Raw genomic sequence first — 17,505 nt, 5'->3', positions numbered from 1 at the left:
AACTGCCGGGCCCGGCCCCTCGGGCGGGGGTCGGGCCCGACGTACGCACAGGAACGGTGGTACATGGCCGCGAGCCGCCGCCCCACGCTGGCCGATGTCGCCAGGGAAGTGGGCGTCAGCGCCAAGACGGTGTCCCGGGTGCTCAACGAGGACGGGCCGAGTTCACCGCAGACGCGGGAGCGTGTGCTCGCCGCCGTGGCGAAGCTCGGCTTCCAGCCGAACCTGATGGCCCGCAACATCCGCGTCGGTGGCCCCGACACCACCGTCGGCCTGGTCGTGCCGGACCTCGGCAACCCCTTCTTCGGCACCGTCGCCGGCGGAATCGAGGACGTCGTACGCGGCCGAGGCCTCACCCTCCTCATGGGATCCTCGGCCGAGGACCCGGACCGGGAACGGACTCTGACCCAGACGTTCCTCGCCCGCCGCGTCAGCATGCTGATGGTCGTCCCCGCTTACGGCGCCGATCACGGCTACCTCAAGGCACAGCGTTCGGCCGGCCTGCCGGTGGTGTTCCTCGACCGGCCCGGCGTCGGGCTGTCGGCGGACTGCGTGGTCAGCTCCAACCGGTCCGGCGTCCACGAGGGCGTCTCCCACCTCATCGCCCGCGGTCACCGGCGCATCGGGTTCGTCGGAGACCTCCCCAGCAAGCTCTACACCCGGCGCGAGCGACTCGCCGGCTACCGCGCCGCCCTCGAAGAGGCGGGCCTGCCCTACGACCGGACCCTGGTGACCGGCGCCCACAGTCAGGACGGGGCCGCCGCCGAGACCACCGCGCTGCTGAACCTGCCGCATCCGCCCACCGCCCTGTTCGCGGCGAACAACACCGTGGCCCTCGGGGTCGTCGCCCAGCTCACCCGAGCCGGCCGCAAGGACGTCGCGCTGGTCTCGTTCGACGACCTCCCGCTCGCCGACGTCCTCGAACCGGCGCTGACCGTCGTGGCCCAGGACCCGGCGGCCATCGGCGAAGCGGCGGCCAGGACCGCGCTCGCCCGCCTCGACGGCGACCGCACCCGCGCCCGGACCATCACCGTCCCCACCCGCCTGGTGATCCGCGGCTCCAGCGAACCGCTCCCGCGCCCCGCGGGGTCCGCCCGGGCCGGAGGCCGAGCAAGCACGCGAGCGTGAATCAGCCGCGGCGGCGGGCCAGAATCGCCGTGCCGGCGATGACGCATCCGATAACGAGGATCTTGCCGGCTGCGGAGTAGCCGGACCAGTCGTCGTCAATCGTGCCTCCGCGCAGGACCAGAGGTTCCGCAAGCCGGCCTCAACCCGCGATCCGCGCAGTCGCCGTGTTGATGGGCACCGTGTGCGGTCGCCGGCTGCGTAGCGCTTCCAGTCCCACTGGCTTCGGACGCCGAGCAGCGGGGGACACGGCCGGGGCCGCATGGAATTCGGCCAATGAAGTCCGTCCCTCTGGTCTGAGGCCGAGGGTACGGCGATGTTGTGAGCGTGCCCGTCGCGCTCGGCTGCGAGACGGCGGAGACAGAAGGGGGAGTATCCGATGAACACCAGGGATTTCGTGCGGTTGGTGGGGCGCCGTGCCGCGCTGCGGTATGCGCTGGCCGGGGTGGCGGCCGCGGCCGTGGCCGCTTGCTCGGCCGACGGTTCCCCCAGTGTCAGATCCCAGACCATGGGGGCGTTCCTGAAGGGCAGCTGGGACTTCGAGGCCGAGAACGGCGCGGGGGCCCGCATCGTCGTGTCCGAAGACGGGCGGTGGCTGATGAGCGGCGGAGGCACGGACACTCCATGGTCGGAGGAAGGCAACTGGTCCTTCGAGGGGGGCCGCCTCTCCGTGGTGCTTGAGCGGCGCGCCCCGTACGTGGTCCACGACGTTCCCGAGGAGGTGGAGAAGGCGTTCGGGGGCGGGTACAACCTGTCGGGGGGACTGATCGACGGCCAGGACGCGGGCTACTCAAAAATGCAGGTCAGTGGCTCGAACGACAAAGTGGTGCTGACGTTCCCCGAATACGCGGACGACGGACCCCGGGTGGTCACCTGCACGCGGGTGGAGGCCCCCGAGGCGCCCTGAACCCGGCCGACCCCGACCGGCCCCGGTACCGGCCACGGGCAGACGCCTTGGCCACCTCGGTGTGGGAGCACGATCTCGACAACGGGCTGCGACTCATGCGGCTCGGCATGGACACCCACGCGATCTCCAGCCACTTCCTGCTGCCGCTGCGGGTACGTCAGCCCGGTGGGCTCGTCGTGGAGATGACCGACGGGACCTCGGCGTACAACGGCAGCCACTACCGCAACTCGTACTTCTACGACGTGGTCAAGAACGGTGTGCTGCGCATGGGTTCTTGCTCGCGCACGAACTGAAGCCGTACGGCGGGACGGCGGTGACGCTCACCCCGGGCTGGACGCGTTCGGAGACGATGCTCGAAGCGCTGGGCGTGACAGAGGAGACCTGGCGCGACGCGCTGACCGAGGTGCCGCATTTCTGCATCTCGGAGAGCCCTTCGTACGTGGGACGTGCGGTCGCAGCGCTGGCGAGTGACCCGCATGGCTCGCACTGGAACGGCCAGTCGGCCTCCAGTGGGCAGCTCGAACGGGAGTACGACTTCACCGACGTCGACGGCTCGCGCCCCGACTGCTGGCGCTACCTGGTCGAGGGGCAGGAGGCAGGCAGGCCCGATGACGCGTCCGGCTACCGGTGACAGGCACCTCCCTGAATCACGGCGCCGAGGGCGGTTCGGGCGAGGCGGACGCATGCCCGACTGCTCTGGCGCGGACGCGTCGGGAGAGCCCACCCCTGGCCCCGGGGCGGGCGGCCGGCAGTCGCATCCGGCGTCGGTGAGGGAAGCAGCCCGGCTGTCCGGTACTTCTTGTGACACAGGGGCACCGGGCAACGGGCCCGAGCATAAACACGCATGCGGCCACGCTCGGGGAGTGCCACCCTTCCTGGGTGACCTCAACCGAGACGACCTTCACCCGTGTCGCCGCCGCGGCTCGAAACAACGCCGACTGGTGCGCCTCGGTCTGCCGCTCCCACGGCATACCGAGCACCTTCGGCGCGACAGCCTGGCACAGTGCCCACCGCACGCCGCCGTACTACCCCGACGCCGTCACCCTGGACCCGGACGCGGTGCCGACCGACTTCCTGCCCGAGATCGACATGGCGTCACCGGGGTGTTCGATCAAGGACAGCTTCGCCGCTCTCGACCTCACCTCGGACGGCTTCGTCGAGCTCTTCACCGCCCAGTGGATCCACCGCCCAGCGGGAATCCCCACAACGCCGACGACGTCGGCCCTGCGCACCGAGCGGGTGACCACAGCCGCCCGGCTCCGCGACTGGCAGGCTGCCTGGCACGGCGGTGACGGATCCCCGGACGTCTTCCGCCCAGCGTTGCTTGACGACCCGTCCGTGCTGGTACTCGCCCTCCACGACGGGGAAGACCTCTGCGGGGGCGCTGTCCTGAACCACAGCTCCGGCATGGTCGGCCTCTCCAACCTCTTCGCGGTCGACAGCGGCGACCTTGCCGCTGCCTGGTCATCAGCGATCACCGCAGCCGCCAACCACTTCCCCGGTCTTCCCCTGGTCGGCTACGAGCACGGGGACGATCTCGCACACGCGCTCGCCGGCGGCTTCACCGCGCTGGGCCCACTCCGCGTCTGGCTGATGCACCGGCCGAGCTGACCGCCTTACGTCCTGCTCAAGGACGAGACTGACCGGACCGCCATAACGGCCGTCATGCGGCGCGTCATCCGCCTGCTGCCGGTGGAAAGACTGTGCGCGCCATCGATCTTCGTGGCAGACTGCGCCGACCGTCGGCCGTGATCGGCCCGGTGTTCGAAGGGGAAGCGGGGGGTTGTGCGCAGATTCGGCCTGACGACGGCGAGTGCCGTCATTCTGGTGTTGTGCATCAGCGGTTGCGGCGGGAGCGACGGCGAGGCAGGGCCCGCCGCGGCGAAGAGGGAAGCGTCGGCTTCCGCTTCATCAGCGGGCAAGCGGGGCGAGGCCACCGCCAAGTCGTTGAAGCAAGTGCGGGACGACCTCCGCTTCGCCACGCGCCCGCACGGCGACATGAACATCCTGGACCGCCCGGAAGGCTTCTGCACCGAGGATGCCGTCGTGCCGACACTGAAGGTCCTCGACCGCACAGCCATGAACGGGATCATCGAGCGCCTCAAGACGCGCGGCTGGACACCCGACGGCCCCCTCCGCATGGTCTCCGACAACGGCGCCGACGGGAGCGTGACCTTCCTGAGGTCAGGCCAGTGGCGCATCCTGCTGGGCGCGGGTCCCGTACCTGACGAGGTCAAGGAGGCCTACGCACCGAATCGGGGAACCCTCGTCCTCAATACCACCTGGACTTGTCGTCGCACCACGGCCTCGCCCAGCCCCACCATGTAGACGGCTGAGCACCCTGGCGAGACGTGACACCATGCGGTGACGGCGAGAACTCGCGGCACGTTCGGGCGCTTTGCCGTGGCACTGACAGAGGCCTTGGTGCGCCCGGCGCCACCGCAGAGTACACCTGGACTGTGGCCTTCCCTCCAGCCGATGGCCGCCGAGTGTGAGGGCACTCGTGCTGTGAACTCCCGCGTCCGGTCGCAGCGGGGTCTTCTCCACCCCGTTCCAGGGGGCTTGTCGGAGTGCCCGGGTCCGGTGCCGCGTGATCGTCCGAGTTGGCGTTCGTGGTCTCATTCGTCGGGCGGGGGTGACCGCTCGTGGCGGCGGTGCTCCCGCTTCGGGCGGCCGGTCAGATGTCAGCCTGGGGAGCCGGAGCCGGAGCGGGAGCGGGAGCTGGTGGGCGGGGGGAATACCCGGGACTGCTTGACGATGCCGAAGGCGAACTCGGTGTCGATGGATGCGATCCCGGGGATGGCGTGCAGGGGACCGCGGACGAGGCGCTCGTACGCCTGGAGGTCTTCGACGACGATGCGCAGCAGGTAGTCGGTGCTGCCGGCCATGAGGTAGCAGTCCTGGATGTGCTCGATCCGGCGGACGTGTTCCTCGAAGGCTTCCACGCTCTCCGTGGTGTGGCGTTCCAGCCGGATGCGGACGAACGCGGTCACCGGCAGGCCGAACGCGCCCTGGTCCACCAGGGCTGTGTAGCCGTGGATGACCCCGGACTCCTCCAGTCGCCGCACCCGGCGCAGGCACGGCGACGGTGACAGCCGCACCCGGTCGGCGAGGTCCTGGTTGGTCAGCCGCCCGTCCTGCTGCAGCTCGCGGATGATCGTACGGTCGATGGCGTCCATAAACCCTCCAGTTTGGCAGATCCTGCCTCCAGAGGGGCGATCAGAGGCAGAGTTCGCAATCGTATGCCCTGAGTATTGGCATAGCTTCGCGGTGAAGGCACCTGAGTATGGGAGACGCCGTGTCGACACCGCTTCCGTCCGTCCGCGAGCCCGCAGCGAGCGCGGCCGCCATGCGCCTGGCTGGACCTGGCGCCGGTGACCCGCGGCCCCCGCTCGATGTGCTCGGCGTGGTGGCCCTGGCTGCGACGGTCTGTCTGTGGAGCGCGTTCGCGCTGAGCGAGCGTGTGCTGGCCTCCTCCACGTTGAAGCCGGCCGACGCCGCGCTGATCCGGTTCGGTCTGCCGGTGGTACTGCTCGCCCCGGCGCTGTGGAAGCGCCGCAGGCAGTACGGAGGCATGCGGCTCGGGCCGGCGATCAAGATCGCCGTCGGGGGCGGCGTCCCGTTCTACCTCGCGGTGACCTATGGCGGGTCATGGACGTCCGCCGCGTTCGTCGGGGCACTCGTGCCCGGCCTGGCCCCGCTGTTCGCCGTGCTGCTCGCAGCCCGCGGTCGCCGGGCGCCCAAGGGCGTACAGGGCATCGGACTGGGGCTGATCGGGCTCGGCGCGGTGGCCCTGGTCGCCCCCGAGGTCGCCGATGTGAACGGGCGGACCCTGACCGGCGTGGGCCTGCTGCTGCTCGCGAGCGGACTGTGGGCGCTCTATACGGTGGGACTGCGGGAGACGAGTCTGGACGCGGTGGCGTCGACGGGTCTTTTGTGCGTGCCCACCTTCGCAGGCGTCGCCGTACTCGTCCTGACCGGAGTGCTGCCCAGCACGCTCACCCACGCCGCCCCGCACGACGTCCTGCTCTTCCTGGTCCTCCAGGGCCTGGGCACCGGCGTCTGTTCCGGCCTGCTCTACACGGTCGCCGTCCAGCGGCTCGGGTCGCCGCGCTGCACCACCGTCGGCAGTCTCAGCCCGGTACTCACCGCGGCGGCCGCGGTACCGCTGCTCGGCGAGGCACTGACTCCGCCCGTGATGACCGGCACTGTGCTGATCGCAGCGGGTGTCCTCCTCGCCAACCGCACGGCCGCGTCGAAGGCAGCTTCGCCCAGTACGTGGTCGCCGACCACCGTCACGTCATGCCGTGCCCGACGAGCTCGGCTTGGAGGAGGCGTGTGCGCCGCCCACGGGGCCGCCGACCGAGCCCGGTGACCTCGAGGTCTGCGGTTTCACGGCCGGGCGGTCGGTTCTGATCACCCGGGCCACCTCGGCATCGGGTCGATCGGCGTGCGGATCGCCGGGGCGCTGGGCGCGAGCCGGCTCATCGCCACCATGGAACGGCTGCGAGAGCACATCGCGGACCTTCCACGTCCAGAACGGTCGGCGCGCGGCGCTCGGTCAGGCTCGCGAAGCCGTGCCCGCGTACCGTGCCGGCGTCCGACTGCGCGATCCGCACCACGCCGACGAAGCCCTGTGGAAGCCGCCTTGGTCATGTACCGCAAGCGGCCCCGGATCCTCGCCGGAGCCGGCGAGGTCATGAAGCTCACGTCGCCGGCCCTGTCCGGCGACGCCGGGCGGACCGGTGACGTCTGGCCGACGCGAGCCGACCAGGCCGCAGATCGCGCCGCGCGAGGGGAGACGGCAGCTGCTGGCAACGGCCGTGTTCCGTTCCCCGACGTGAACGGGGCCAGGTACGGCTCGTCGTCGGGGCCGCCCTCGCCGGCCCGGGGCACGGCGAGGACGTACCGCTACGCAGACAGGGCGTGCAGCTTCTTGCCGTGCAGGGCGAAGACGTGAGTGCCGTCAGTGGCCACCAGCCAGGCGTGGTAGTCGCCGGACTTGTCGTTGAACGTCCAACGCAGGGCACCGGTCCCGGCGTCGAAGGCGTGTATGCCGCCCCGGTCGTCGAGTTCGGTGGCGCCGTAGAGGGTGCTGCCCACTTTGACGAACTGCCGGGGCGCGTACGCGTTGGCGTCAGCGAGGTCCTTGGACTGCCAGATCGTCCTGCCGGTCTGCGGCTCGACGGCCCAGAGCGTCCTGCCGCTGTCCGCGACGTAGAGCACGTCCTCCAGGACGGCCGGCTCCCTGAAGGTGTCGAAGTCCTCGGCCTGCAAGGCCCACTTCTCGGCGCCGTCGGACAGATGGAAGGCCTGGAGCTTCTGCCCCTGGGGGACGATCACCAGATCCTGGTGGACGGCGAAGACGCCGTAGCTGGTCTTCGCGGTCTTGCGGGTCCATATCTGCTTGCCCGTGGCGGTGTCGCGTACCGTGAGGTTCTTCTTGAAATCGGTGTAGACGAGGTAGCGGTCCCGGACGGCGGCGTGCACGCCGTTCTCCTCGGTGCCGAGGTCGCGCTGTTCCTTCCACACCAGCTTGCCGGTGCCGCTGTTCAATGCGGCGATCACGTTGGTGTGGGACGAGCCGTCGTCCTCGAGGATCTCCGCGATGACATACACCTGCTTCCCGTCCACCGCGACCGGACTCGGCTGTCGGTACTCCTTGCCCAGGTGACTGCGCCAGGTCTCCTTGCCCGTCGCCGGTTCGTACCCGGCGACGGTGCCGTCGTATTCGCCGCTGGCCAGGTACAGGGTGCCGTTGCCGAGCAGCAACGGCGCCCCGGGTACCGCCCCGTCCCGCAGCGACCACTGCTCCTCGCCAGTGGCCGCATCGAGGGCGGCGAGCGGATTGCCGCTCGCAATCACCATGCCGCCCGCGGCCACGAGCTCGTCGTTGTCGCCGTAGGTCTCTGCCGAGGTCGACTTCGTCCACAGCGGCTTGGGCGGCTGTCCGTCCCCAGGGGTGGCGGTGGCCTCCTTGGACGGGGCGGCGCCTCCCAAGGCCCCGCCGTCACCCCCGTCGTTCTCGCGGCAGCCGGTCGATCCTGCTCCCAGGACCGCCAAGGTGAGGCCGCCACCGGCCAGCCGCAGGACCTTTCGCCGGGAAGCTCTGTCGTTCGATGCGCTGTTCTTCTTGGACATGTCGTCGTACCCCGTGGAGTCGTCTGAGCAGGGTGGAGCAGGCCGTCCTCACGAAGGCGTGTGGTCCTGCGGCCAGGAACACTAGCCGCCGCCGGGCGGTACGGATCCGGCCAAGTCCCGACCGGGACGATCCCGTGAACCAACCGGGACATTGAGTCATTTCCCACTGGAGGAGGTGAGGGGCCTGGCCCTCAGGTCCGTGCGAGGAAATCAGTCATGAGCTTCAGCCACTCCTGAGGGCGTTCGACGAACGGCAGGTGTCCGGTCGGGAGCTCTGCGGTCTCGGCGGTGGGGACGGCGGCGGCGAGCTGCCGTTGCAGGGCGGGGGAGATCAGGGGGTCGGCGGTGGTGATGACGACGAGCATCGGTACGGCGATGCCGGCGAGGTCGCCTCGGACGTCGATCCTGCGGACCAGGTCGAGCTGGTCACCGGTGCCGGAGGGGAGGGTGGGAGCGAGTTGCTCGGCGATGGCGTGGACCTGCTCCGGGGTGAGGGCGTTCAAGGCTGCTTCGCTGAGCCCCATGAGGTTCAGGTACTCCGCGAGCAGGGTGTGCTGACCGGACGCGAACAACTGGTGCCAGATGGAGGCGGCGAGGGCGGTCCGGGTGTCGGAGTGTGCGAACGACGCGCTCAGCACGAGTGAGGTGACTCGTTCGGGATGGCGCGCGGCGAGGCGGATCGCGACGGGGCCTCCGAGCGAGTACCCGCTGACCGCGAACGTGTCGAGCCCTTCCGCGTCGGCCGCCGCGACGAGCTGTTCGGCCAGCTCGTCGAGGTCGAGGGGATTCTGGGCCTTCGGGGTGACGCCGGTGCCGGGGTAGTCGACGCCGACGACGGTGTGCCGTGCGGCGAGTCCGTCGAGGATCGGTCCGTAGTTGGCCTCGATGCCGCCCCCCGCGCCGTGGGCGAGGAGGAGGCCGGGGCCGGTGCCGCGGACGGTGCGGGCGAAGGCGGTGGGTGTGGGCGTGGTCATCGGATTCCCCTTCGTGGCTCCGGACGGCTCGGTCCGGCAACTGGCTTTAGCGATCGCTAAAGCTGAGCGACGGCGCCAACCGTAGCAAGGTTTCTTTAGCGATCGCTACATACTCGGGTAGGCTGTGGTCATGAGCAGCGGACCAACCCCGGCCGGGGCCGCGTCCAGGCGGAGCCGGCGATCCTTCGACCGCGATCAGGCCCTGGCCGTCGCCCTGCGGGAGTTCTGGACCCACGGTTACGACACGACGTCGGTCGCCTCGCTCACCGAGGCGATGGGGATCAGACCGCCGAGCCTGTATGCCGCGTTCGGTGACAAGCGGCAACTGTTCGACGAGGCCGTCCAGTTGTACACGCGCACCTACGGAGCCCGACTGGGGCAGGGCTCGGACGCCCGCTCGGCCGTCGCCGCGCTGCTGCGGCACCTGGCCGTCGACTACACCGACCCGAGCCACCCGCCGGGCTGTCTCATCATCACCGGCGCGACCAACTGCGCCCCCGGTTCGCAGGACGTGAAGGACAAGCTGCGCGCGATGCGCGAGGAGACCAAGGCGTCGATCGTCGCCCGCATCCGCGCCGACGTGGATGCGGGACTGCTTTCCGCCGACGTGGACGCCGAAGGGCTGGGGGCCTTCTACGCGGCGGTCATTCAGGGGATGAACCAGCAGGCGTGCGACGGGGCGACACGGCAGACCCTGGAGCGGGTGGTCGATACGGCGATGGCCGCCTGGCCGAGCGCATCACACCGGTCGGACTCGACATAGCTGTCCTCGCCCCGTCGGGTGGTCACCGGCTCCCCCCCAGCGGCCGGCCCGAGCGCACCAGGATCGACACCACGACGTGTCGTGCGCCAGTGCCCCGGCCTCCGGGTGCCCGCTGACTTCCGTGCCCGGCCTGGATGCTCGGGCCTTGACCGGAACCGGGGGCCGGGCTGTGGCTCAGGCGTCGATGATGACGGGGATGATGAGGGGCTTGCGGCGGTAGGTGCGGAACGCCCAGTTCGCCACGGCGCGGGCCAGAAGCTGCTCGAGTTGGCGCGGGTCCCCGACGCCTTCCTCGGCCGCGGTGGCCAGGGTCTTCTCGACGACGGGGATGACCGGTTCGAAGGTGGTGTCGTCGTGGACGAAGCCGCGGGCCAGGAAGTCGGGGGCCTCGGCGAGGGCGCCGGTGTCGGCGTCGACGATCGCCACGACGGTGACGACGCCTTCCTCGGCGAGGGTGAGGCGGTCCTTGAGGGACGCCTCGGTGGCGCCGCCGACTTCCATGCCGTCCACGTAGACGTTGCCCGCGGGGACCTTTCCGGTGATGGACGCGCGCCCGTCGACGAGGTCGACGACGACGCCGTCCTCGGCGATGACGACCCGGTCGGGGTCGACGCCGGTGCGGATGGCGAGGTCGGCGTTGGCCCGCAGGTGGCGCCATTCGCCGTGCACGGGCATGACGTTGCGGGGCTTGACGATGTTGTAGCAGTAGACGAGCTCGCCGGCGCTGGCGTGCCCGGAGACGTGGACCTTGGCATTGCCCTTGTGGACCACGTGGGCGCCCCACCGGGTGAGTCCGTTGATCACCCGGTAGATGGCGTTCTCGTTGCCGGGGATGAGGGAACTGGCGAGCAGTACGGTGTCCCCCTTGCCGATGCGGATCATGTGGTCGCGGTTGGCCATCCGGGACAGCGCGGCCATCGGTTCGCCCTGGGAGCCGGTGCACACCAGGGTGACCTTGTGGTCCGGGAGCTTCTCCAGCTCCTTGGTGCTCACCACCAGACCGGACGGGACCTTCAGATAGCCCAGGTCACGAGCGATGCCCATGTTGCGGACCATCGACCGGCCGACGAAGGCGACCTTGCGGCCGTGTTGGTGGGCCGCGTCCAGGACCTGCTGAATGCGGTGCACGTGGCTGGCGAAGCTGGAGACGATGACGCGGCGCGGCGCGGTGCGCATCACCTGCTCGATCGCCGGGTTCAGCTCACGCTCGGAAGTGGTGAAACCGGGTACTTCGGCGTTGGTGGAGTCGGTGAGGAACAGGTCGACGCCCTCCTCGCCGAGACGGGCGAAGGCGCGCAGGTCGGTGATGCGCTCGTCGAGGGGGAACTGGTCCATCTTGAAGTCGCCGGTGTGCAGCACCATCCCGGCGCCGGTGCGGATCGCGACGGCAAGGCTGTCGGGGATGGAGTGGTTGACCGCCACGAACTCACAGTCGAAGGGCCCGAAGCCCCGCCGGTCGCCCTCCCGCACCCGTACCGTGCGCGGCCGGATGCCGTGTTCCTTGAGCTTGGCCTCCAGGAACGCCAATGTCAGCTTGGAGCCGACGACGGGAATGTCGGACCGCTCGCGCAGCAGGTACGGCACACCGCCGATGTGGTCCTCGTGGCCGTGGGTCAGGACGATGGCCACGACCTCGTCCAGCCGGTCCCGGATGGAGGTGAAGTCCGGCAGGATCACATCCACGCCGGGCTGGGTCTCCTCGGGGAACAGCACGCCGCAGTCGACGATGAGCAGCTTGCCGCCGTATTCGAAGACGGTCATGTTGCGGCCGATCTCACCGAGGCCGCCCAGGGCGACGACCCGCAGCCCTCCCTCGGGCAGAGGCGGGGCGGCTTTCAGCTCAGGGTGCGGATGACTCATACCCTGACGGTACCCGTAGAGGGGACCGCGATGATCCATTGCCTGTGTGATCTCTCCGCCCGACGGAGTGGGGCGCCCGCAGTCGGCCGCCGGGACGACCTGTGACAGCGGTCGAGACGGCGAGCCCCGCCGAGGAAGTCCCTGACGGGACCTCGGTGCGACATACTTTCCGGATGAGTTCACGCACTTCCTCCGTCAGCCGGCCGATCACGATACGGAGGGCGGTCGCGCGGGATGCCAAACGGCTCACGCGGCTCGTGCGTGGCTCAGGCGCCTACCGGGGCAAGTACGCGGCCGCAGTCGCGGGCTACCGGGTCGGTCCTGATTACATCGAGGCCCACCGCGCCTTCGTAGCCGTTGGCGCGGACGAGCATGGAGGCCGGATCCTCGGGTTCTACTCGCTCGTCCTCGCTCCACCGGAGCTCGATCTGCTGTTCGTCGCCGACGAAGCGCAAGGGCGGGGTATTGGACGACTGCTCGTTGCGCACATGCGGTCCGAGGCCTGTGCCGCCGGGCTCGACCGTGTCAGGGTCGTGTCGCATCTTCCCGCCGAGGACTTCTACCACCGCGTCGGTGCGGTGCGGACCGGCACCGCGCTCGCGAACCCGCCCGCCGTGCCGTGGGACCGTCCCGAATTCGAGTTCCGCATTCCTTCGGCATGACGCGATGCGCACGTTCGCAGACCGGCTCGCCTGCGTGGCTGCCAGAGCTCGGCGCGCGGCTGCGGACCGTCATGACGACACTGCCGATGACACCGGTCTGCCACGTGGTGCGGCAGAGGAGGGGCGCCCGCTGGACCGGAGAGCCCGCACCGCTGGGTTGTCCGCTGTCCGTCACTGAGGCGGGGCATCGGTGCACGAAGGCTACGGCCACCAGTCCTCGTGGTAGCCGGGCCTGTCCATGTAGACGGCCGCCTTCCGTCCGGCCCACGCGTCCATGATCGCCGGCATCGCCGGGAGACAGTCGGCCTCGCGGCGTGGCGCCCTCCCTCGGCACCCCGGATCACCTGGACCGTCCCAGCGGCCGGTGCGCTCTTGGTGTTCGATTTCAGCAGTCAGCTCGGCCTCAGCCTCCGAGTTCCGAGCCCGGGACCGGAGTAATCGCTCGTACTGGCGCAGCGTCTCGCGGTCGTTCCGGACCTCGCGCAGCACTCGGCGCGGATCGTGCTCCGCAACGTGCTCGCCCACGCCGGTCGTCACGCCGTAGAGGATGTCTGCGCCACGTGTGGACACGACCGTGCCGCCCAGCTCGTCGTCCGGCTGGTACTGCCAGTCCTGGTCGATCTCGCCGAGCGAGACGGCGCAGCCGTCCAGGAGGCCGGCCGGGCCTGCGGTGCTTTCTGCTTGTGACTGAGCACTTCGGCCGGCCGTTTGGGCACGGCGGTGCCGGTACGCGCTGTCAGCGGGGATGACGTCCGTGTGAGGAGTGCGCCGAGGGGCAGGCGAGCTGTGGTGTCCGGCCTAGGAGGTTACGTGTTCGACGGCTTCGAGCTGACGCAGTGCGAAGGCGATGGTGCTCACCTGCGGGTGCGCCACGGTGGCGACGGTCCGGCGGTACTGCTCCTGCACGGGCACCCGCGCACGCACGCGACCTGGAACCGCGTCGCCCCGCTGCTGGCCGCCTCCGGTCACACTGTCGTCTGCCCCGACCTGCGTGGGTACGGACGGTCCGACAAGCCGGCCACTGACCCGGAGCACCGCCCGTACTCCAAGCGCGCCATGGCCGGCGACTGCCTGGCGGTCATGCGCCGCCTCGGGCACGAGCGGTTCGCCGTCGTCGGTCACGACCGGGGCGCGTACGTGGCCACTCGTCTCGCCCTGGACCATCCGGGGGCGGTGTCCGCCGTGAGCGTCCTGGACGCCGTTCCCATCGGGGAGGCACTGCGACGTTGCAACGCGACGTTCGCCGCGAGCTGGTGGCACTGGTTCTTCCTCGCACAGACCGACAAGCCTGCTGAGCGCATCATCAATGCGGACCCCGACGCCTGGTACAAGGCGACTTCTGAGCACATGGGTGCCGAGGCGTTCGAGGACTACCGCAGTGCCATTCATGACCCGGCCACCGTGCACGCCATGTGCGAGGACTACCGCGCCGGCCTCGGGGTCGACCGGGAGCACGACGACGCCGACCGTGAGGCCGGGCGGCGCATCAGCTGCCCGCTGCAGGTGCTGTGGGCTGTGCACGACGACATGGTCGATCTCTACGGCGACGTACTGAGCGTGTGGCGGGACTGGACGAACGACCGCCTGTGCGGCGGCCCGATCGACTCCGGGCACCACATGGCTGAAGAGGCGCCCGAAGAGCTCGCCCTCGCCCTGCGAGAGTTCTGGAGAGGCACTGAAGGGCAGAACCCTCGCGCCACACACACAACTGGCCAGTTTGGACGCTGATGGGTCAACTGAAGCGCTCAGTCCCACCTGTCCTGTCCGGGCCTCTGGCCTTTGCAGCTCGAACTCGAGGTCGAGAAGGTCGGCGAGTTCTCCTGCGAGGCCGCGGGCGCCGTGGCCGCTGTCGCGGAAGTAGACCTCGCCCAGGGCCGCTGCGGCGATACGGCGGAGCTGTCCTCGGTGGCCCCTGCCTCCTACAGGCCCTCGGGGCGGGCGGCGTGGTGCAAGCAGCGGGTCGTGCGACGCCCGCTCGGCACGCGGACACGACCCGGCGGTCGGTGTCCGAACGGCGGCCGGGGGAGCGGAGGGAGATCCTCTGCCTGGCCGCGGCTCGGTCCCGCCCGACCGCCGCCCTGCGCCCCACTGCGCGGCCTCGAGGAGGAGACGGCGGCCGCCATCGCAGAGCAGGTCCTCGTCGCCGCCTCCGGCGTCAGGCCCGAAACCGCCCCACCGGGTGCTGATGACGATCCCTGTCAGCCGGACCGGAGCGGTCCGTGGTCTCGCCGACAGCCTCAAGGACGGGCAGTCGCCCGGTCGCCCGGCTCTTCTGGGACCGCCGCCGCCCGGCTACCGGCCGCCCTCCCCGGGGGCGCCGAGGAGGGCGGTGACAAGTTGGCCGGCGTATGCGGCATCGAGGCCGACCGGGCGGAAGAGGATGCGGTACATCATGGGGGCGACGACGCGGTCCATGGCCGCTTCGATGTCGGGAGTGTTCTCCCCGCGGCCGGCCGCACGGGCGAAGATGATGTTGATCTGTTCGGCCGCGTAGGCCGAGCACTGGCCGGCGTTGCTGCCGTCGGGGTCGCCGAGCAGGGCGTCCCGGATGTAGGCGCGGCCCGATCCGGACGCCATTTCGTCGAGGAATTGCTCGGCCCAGGCCGTGAGGTCGGACCGCAGGTCGCCGTGGTCCTCCGGATCACCGTCGGGGCGCAGTCGTTCCACGGCGACGTCCGACAACAACTCGGCCAGGTCGCCCCAGCGGCGGTAGACCGTCGACGGGGTGACGCCGGCGCGCTGGGCGATCAGGGGGACGGTCAGTGCGCCGCGCCCCACCTCCGCCATGAGTTCACGCACGGCTGAGTGAACGGCGGCCTGGACCCGGGCGCTGCGTCCGCCGGGGCGCACCATCTGCTTGCGGCTCATGACACCCAGATTAAAGCGTAGCTTTTGCGTTTAGAGGATTGCCCGAGCGGCTCGGCGATCATCTGCCGTGGGTGTCGGCGACTTCCTCGCCGCGGAGGTGGGCCGCAGGGCCGCCCGCTGCTGTCCTCCTCTGCCCGCGGTCGTCGCCCGTCGGTGTGGTGCGGGTGCCTCCACATGCCTTCGCGCGGCCTCACTCTCCCCCTGCCGATGCTCCACGCCCTGCGGGACGGGTGCCGTTCGACCCTTAGCTCAGTACTTCCCGCACACCCTGACCGTCCACGGCCCGGGCGGCAACGTCACCCGGGCCCGTCCGGGCCGTGGTGGCGCGGAAGAACTCCGTATCCGTCGCGGCGGCGTGCGGGCCGGGCCGGCCGCTTCCCGTACGACGCGCTCAGGCGGCCGGTGCGAGTGCTGGGGCGGGCCGCGTCTGTTCGTAGGCGTGGCCCACCCGCAGCAGTGTCTGTTCGCCGAAGGGCCTGGCGAGCAGCTGCATGCCGATGGGCATGCCCGCCGTGTCGTGGCCTACCGGGACGGACAGGGCGGGCACCCCGGTGATGTTGGCCGGGGAGGAGAGGCGGACGTAGGCGTCGGAGACGCTCTCGGTGGTGCCGTCGGGCCAGGTGACGGTCTCCTTGGCAGCAGGGACCGCGGTCATCGGAACGGTCGGGGCGGTGATCACGTCAACCTCGTCAAGGAGGCGGGCCCATGCGCCGCGCATCAGCGTGCGGGCGCGTTGGGCCCTCAAGTGATCACCTGCACTCATCAGTTCTCCGGCCTCCAGGAGGATCCGCACGTCCGCCTGGTACAGCTCGGGCACGGTACGCAGGGTGTGCTCGTGGTAGGCGGTGGCCTCCGGCACCATCAGCCCCCACTGGGTGGCCTGGACGTAGCGGGTCATCGGGATGCTGACCTCGACGGGCTGGGCGCCGAGCGCCTCCAGATGGGCGATGGCGTGGTGGACGGTGGCGGCCACCTCCGGGTCGACGTGGTCGAAGTAGTAGTTGCTCGGCACCCCGACGCGTACGCCCGTCAGGTCCGGGTCCCGTTCCGGCCGGAGATGGACGGCGGGGGCGTGCACTGAGGCGGGGTCGCGCGGGTCGTGTCCGGCGAGGACCGCCAGGACCAGGGCCGCGTCCTCGACGGTGCGGGTGATCGGGCCGACGTGGTCGAGCGACCAGGACAGCGAGGTGACGCCGTGGCGGGGCACCAGCCCGTACGTCGGCTTGAGGCCGACCACGCCGTTCAGCGCGGCGGGCACCCTGATCGATCCGCCGGTATCGGTGCCGAGGGCGAAGGTCGCCGCCCCGGCGGCCACCGCGACCGCGGACCCCCCGCTGGAACCTCCGGCGACCCGGCCGCCGTCCCAGGCGTTGCCGGTCTGCGGGGTGGTCAGCCCGTAGGCGAACTCGTGGGTGTGGGTCTTGCCGGCCAGGATCGCGCCGGCGGCCCGCAGCCGGGCGGCGACCGTGCTGTCGGCGGCCGCGCGGTGGCCCTCCCGGACTCGGGAGCTGGCCGTGGTGGCCGTTCCGGCGACGTCGATCAGGTCCTTCAACCCGGCTGGAATGCCGTGCAGTGGCCCCCGGTACCCGCCCCGGACGATCTCCTGCGCGGCCTCGCGCGCCGTGACGCGGGCCTGGTCTGCGGTGACCGTGACGTAGGCCCCCACCTGAGGATCCACCCGGTCGATGCGTTCGAGGACGGAGTCGACCAGTTCGACGGGTGACAGCCGCCGTTCCCGGATCTCGGTCGCGGCGGCGGCGAGGGTCAGCTCATACGGCCGCATCGTGCTTCTCCTCTCGCGCGCGGTAGGCGCCGGCGGGCGGGGTGTCCCCGAAGTCCAGCTCGCGCAGGACCGCGACGACGGCGTGGATGTGGTTGACGGTGGCCGCGACCGCGGCGTGGCGGTCACGGGGCAGCGGAAGCCCGGCCCGGGCGGCCCAGCGGGCGGCCTCGGACGGCGTGAGTTCGGTGCAGGACACGGATCCCTCATCTGGTCGGGGCTGGCGAGATGCAGCACTCAGAGGTAAAAGCAATGTATTTGCTTTAAGTGACGGTAGAGCCTACGGTTGCTTAAAGCAAACCCGTTGCATTTGTGTGGAGGAGTTCCATGCCCGGCGACATGTCCGGCACACCCGCGCACGGCCCCCTCCAGGCCGGTCGTCCCTGCGGCAAGAACCCATCTCCGCCGAGCGAGCAAAGGAAACGATC

At 70.4% G+C, this 17,505-nt stretch carries 16 protein-coding genes and 1 pseudogene; 9 read left to right on the top strand and 8 right to left on the bottom strand.

Annotated features, from left to right (window positions below; genetic code table 11):
• Positions 1-63 precede the first annotated feature (63 nt).
• The 5 genes and pseudogenes from ACH499_RS14225 (at position 64) to ACH499_RS14205 (ending at position 4,357) form a co-directional block, all read left to right on the top strand.
• Positions 64-1,125: a LacI family DNA-binding transcriptional regulator gene (locus ACH499_RS14225; protein ID WP_356205865.1), complete on the top strand. Its 1,062-nt coding sequence runs from the start codon at positions 64-66 to the stop codon at positions 1,123-1,125.
• Positions 1,126-1,501: 376 nt separating this feature from the next.
• The gene (locus ACH499_RS14220) at positions 1,502-2,029 is read left to right on the top strand and encodes a hypothetical protein (protein WP_399015752.1); all 528 of its coding nucleotides are present in this window, start codon (positions 1,502-1,504) and stop codon (positions 2,027-2,029) included.
• 56 nt (positions 2,030-2,085) lie between these two features.
• Positions 2,086-2,660, top strand: a pseudogene (locus ACH499_RS14215) (short-chain dehydrogenase); the annotation flags it as partial.
• Between the two features lie 248 nt (positions 2,661-2,908).
• Complete coding sequence (locus ACH499_RS14210; RefSeq protein ID WP_399015750.1) at positions 2,909-3,640, top strand: hypothetical protein; 732 nt, start codon at positions 2,909-2,911, stop codon at positions 3,638-3,640.
• 174 nt (positions 3,641-3,814) lie between these two features.
• Complete coding sequence (locus ACH499_RS14205) at positions 3,815-4,357, top strand: hypothetical protein (RefSeq protein ID WP_399015748.1); 543 nt, start codon at positions 3,815-3,817, stop codon at positions 4,355-4,357.
• 356 nt (positions 4,358-4,713) lie between these two features.
• Here ACH499_RS14205 and ACH499_RS14200 read toward each other — a convergent pair whose 3' ends face one another.
• Entirely contained in the window at positions 4,714-5,208 is a 495-nt protein-coding gene (locus tag ACH499_RS14200) for an Lrp/AsnC family transcriptional regulator (protein ID WP_399015746.1), read from the bottom strand.
• Positions 5,209-5,327: 119 nt separating this feature from the next.
• Between ACH499_RS14200 and ACH499_RS14195 the strand changes: the two genes are divergently transcribed.
• Positions 5,328-6,404 (top strand): DMT family transporter, encoded by a 1,077-nt coding sequence (locus tag ACH499_RS14195; RefSeq protein ID WP_399015744.1) that lies wholly within the window; start codon positions 5,328-5,330, stop codon positions 6,402-6,404.
• 536 nt (positions 6,405-6,940) lie between these two features.
• Here the strand turns inward: ACH499_RS14195 and ACH499_RS14190 are convergent.
• The gene (locus ACH499_RS14190) at positions 6,941-8,170 is read right to left on the bottom strand and encodes a PQQ-binding-like beta-propeller repeat protein (protein WP_399015742.1); all 1,230 of its coding nucleotides are present in this window, start codon (positions 8,168-8,170) and stop codon (positions 6,941-6,943) included.
• Between the two features lie 191 nt (positions 8,171-8,361).
• A complete protein-coding gene (locus tag ACH499_RS14185) occupies positions 8,362-9,144 on the bottom strand; it encodes an alpha/beta fold hydrolase (RefSeq protein WP_399015740.1) in 783 nt (260 codons plus the stop codon).
• Between the two features lie 130 nt (positions 9,145-9,274).
• Between ACH499_RS14185 and ACH499_RS14180 the strand changes: the two genes are divergently transcribed.
• A complete protein-coding gene (locus tag ACH499_RS14180; protein ID WP_356205873.1) occupies positions 9,275-9,907 on the top strand; it encodes a TetR/AcrR family transcriptional regulator in 633 nt (210 codons plus the stop codon).
• Positions 9,908-10,081: 174 nt separating this feature from the next.
• Here ACH499_RS14180 and ACH499_RS14175 read toward each other — a convergent pair whose 3' ends face one another.
• Positions 10,082-11,767, bottom strand: coding sequence for a ribonuclease J (locus ACH499_RS14175; protein ID WP_399015738.1), 1,686 nt, complete (start codon positions 11,765-11,767; stop codon positions 10,082-10,084).
• Positions 11,768-11,940: 173 nt separating this feature from the next.
• On the opposite strand from ACH499_RS14175, the gene ACH499_RS14170 reads away from it, so the two are divergent.
• Positions 11,941-12,429, top strand: coding sequence for a GNAT family N-acetyltransferase (locus ACH499_RS14170; RefSeq protein ID WP_356205875.1), 489 nt, complete (start codon positions 11,941-11,943; stop codon positions 12,427-12,429).
• 201 nt (positions 12,430-12,630) lie between these two features.
• Here ACH499_RS14170 and ACH499_RS14165 read toward each other — a convergent pair whose 3' ends face one another.
• Positions 12,631-13,050 carry a DUF6221 family protein gene (locus tag ACH499_RS14165; protein WP_399016021.1) on the bottom strand — a complete coding sequence of 140 codons (420 nt, stop codon included), beginning with the start codon at positions 13,048-13,050 and terminating at the stop codon, positions 12,631-12,633.
• Between the two features lie 189 nt (positions 13,051-13,239).
• Between ACH499_RS14165 and ACH499_RS14160 the strand changes: the two genes are divergently transcribed.
• Positions 13,240-14,157: an alpha/beta fold hydrolase gene (locus ACH499_RS14160; protein WP_399015736.1), complete on the top strand. Its 918-nt coding sequence runs from the start codon at positions 13,240-13,242 to the stop codon at positions 14,155-14,157.
• Positions 14,158-14,721: 564 nt separating this feature from the next.
• Here ACH499_RS14160 and ACH499_RS14155 read toward each other — a convergent pair.
• From ACH499_RS14155 to ACH499_RS14145, 3 genes are all read right to left on the bottom strand, one after another.
• Complete coding sequence (locus tag ACH499_RS14155; RefSeq protein WP_399015734.1) at positions 14,722-15,297, bottom strand: TetR/AcrR family transcriptional regulator; 576 nt, start codon at positions 15,295-15,297, stop codon at positions 14,722-14,724.
• 391 nt (positions 15,298-15,688) lie between these two features.
• Positions 15,689-17,080, bottom strand: a complete 1,392-nt coding sequence (locus ACH499_RS14150) for an amidase (protein ID WP_399015732.1) — start codon at positions 17,078-17,080, stop codon at positions 15,689-15,691.
• Complete coding sequence (locus ACH499_RS14145) at positions 17,067-17,276, bottom strand: hypothetical protein (RefSeq protein WP_399015730.1); 210 nt, start codon at positions 17,274-17,276, stop codon at positions 17,067-17,069. The genes ACH499_RS14150 and ACH499_RS14145 overlap by 14 nt, the downstream gene beginning before the upstream one ends.
• Between the last annotated feature and the right edge of the window lie 229 nt (positions 17,277-17,505).

This window comes from Streptomyces sp. NPDC018947, assembly GCF_044390505.1.
GTDB lineage: Bacteria > Actinomycetota > Actinomycetes > Streptomycetales > Streptomycetaceae > Streptomyces.
Note: the sequence above shows the minus strand (reverse complement) of the source record. Positions and strands in the feature narration are given on the sequence as shown.

What these genes read in the sequence shown, in the direction of transcription:
- ACH499_RS14155 (WP_399015734.1), bottom strand. Translation starts at nt 15,297, where the DNA reads ATGAGCCGCAAGCAGATGGTGCGCCCCGGCGGACGCAGCGCCCGGGTC.
- ACH499_RS14150 (WP_399015732.1), bottom strand. Translation starts at nt 17,080, where the DNA reads ATGCGGCCGTATGAGCTGACCCTCGCCGCCGCCGCGACCGAGATCCGG.
- ACH499_RS14190 (WP_399015742.1), bottom strand. Translation starts at nt 8,170, where the DNA reads ATGTCCAAGAAGAACAGCGCATCGAACGACAGAGCTTCCCGGCGAAAG.
- ACH499_RS14225 (WP_356205865.1), top strand. Translation starts at nt 64, where the DNA reads ATGGCCGCGAGCCGCCGCCCCACGCTGGCCGATGTCGCCAGGGAAGTG.
- ACH499_RS14220 (WP_399015752.1), top strand. Translation starts at nt 1,502, where the DNA reads ATGAACACCAGGGATTTCGTGCGGTTGGTGGGGCGCCGTGCCGCGCTG.
- ACH499_RS14200 (WP_399015746.1), bottom strand. Translation starts at nt 5,208, where the DNA reads ATGGACGCCATCGACCGTACGATCATCCGCGAGCTGCAGCAGGACGGG.
- ACH499_RS14175 (WP_399015738.1), bottom strand. Translation starts at nt 11,767, where the DNA reads ATGAGTCATCCGCACCCTGAGCTGAAAGCCGCCCCGCCTCTGCCCGAG.
- ACH499_RS14185 (WP_399015740.1), bottom strand. Translation starts at nt 9,144, where the DNA reads ATGACCACGCCCACACCCACCGCCTTCGCCCGCACCGTCCGCGGCACC.
- ACH499_RS14170 (WP_356205875.1), top strand. Translation starts at nt 11,941, where the DNA reads ATGAGTTCACGCACTTCCTCCGTCAGCCGGCCGATCACGATACGGAGG.
- ACH499_RS14180 (WP_356205873.1), top strand. Translation starts at nt 9,275, where the DNA reads ATGAGCAGCGGACCAACCCCGGCCGGGGCCGCGTCCAGGCGGAGCCGG.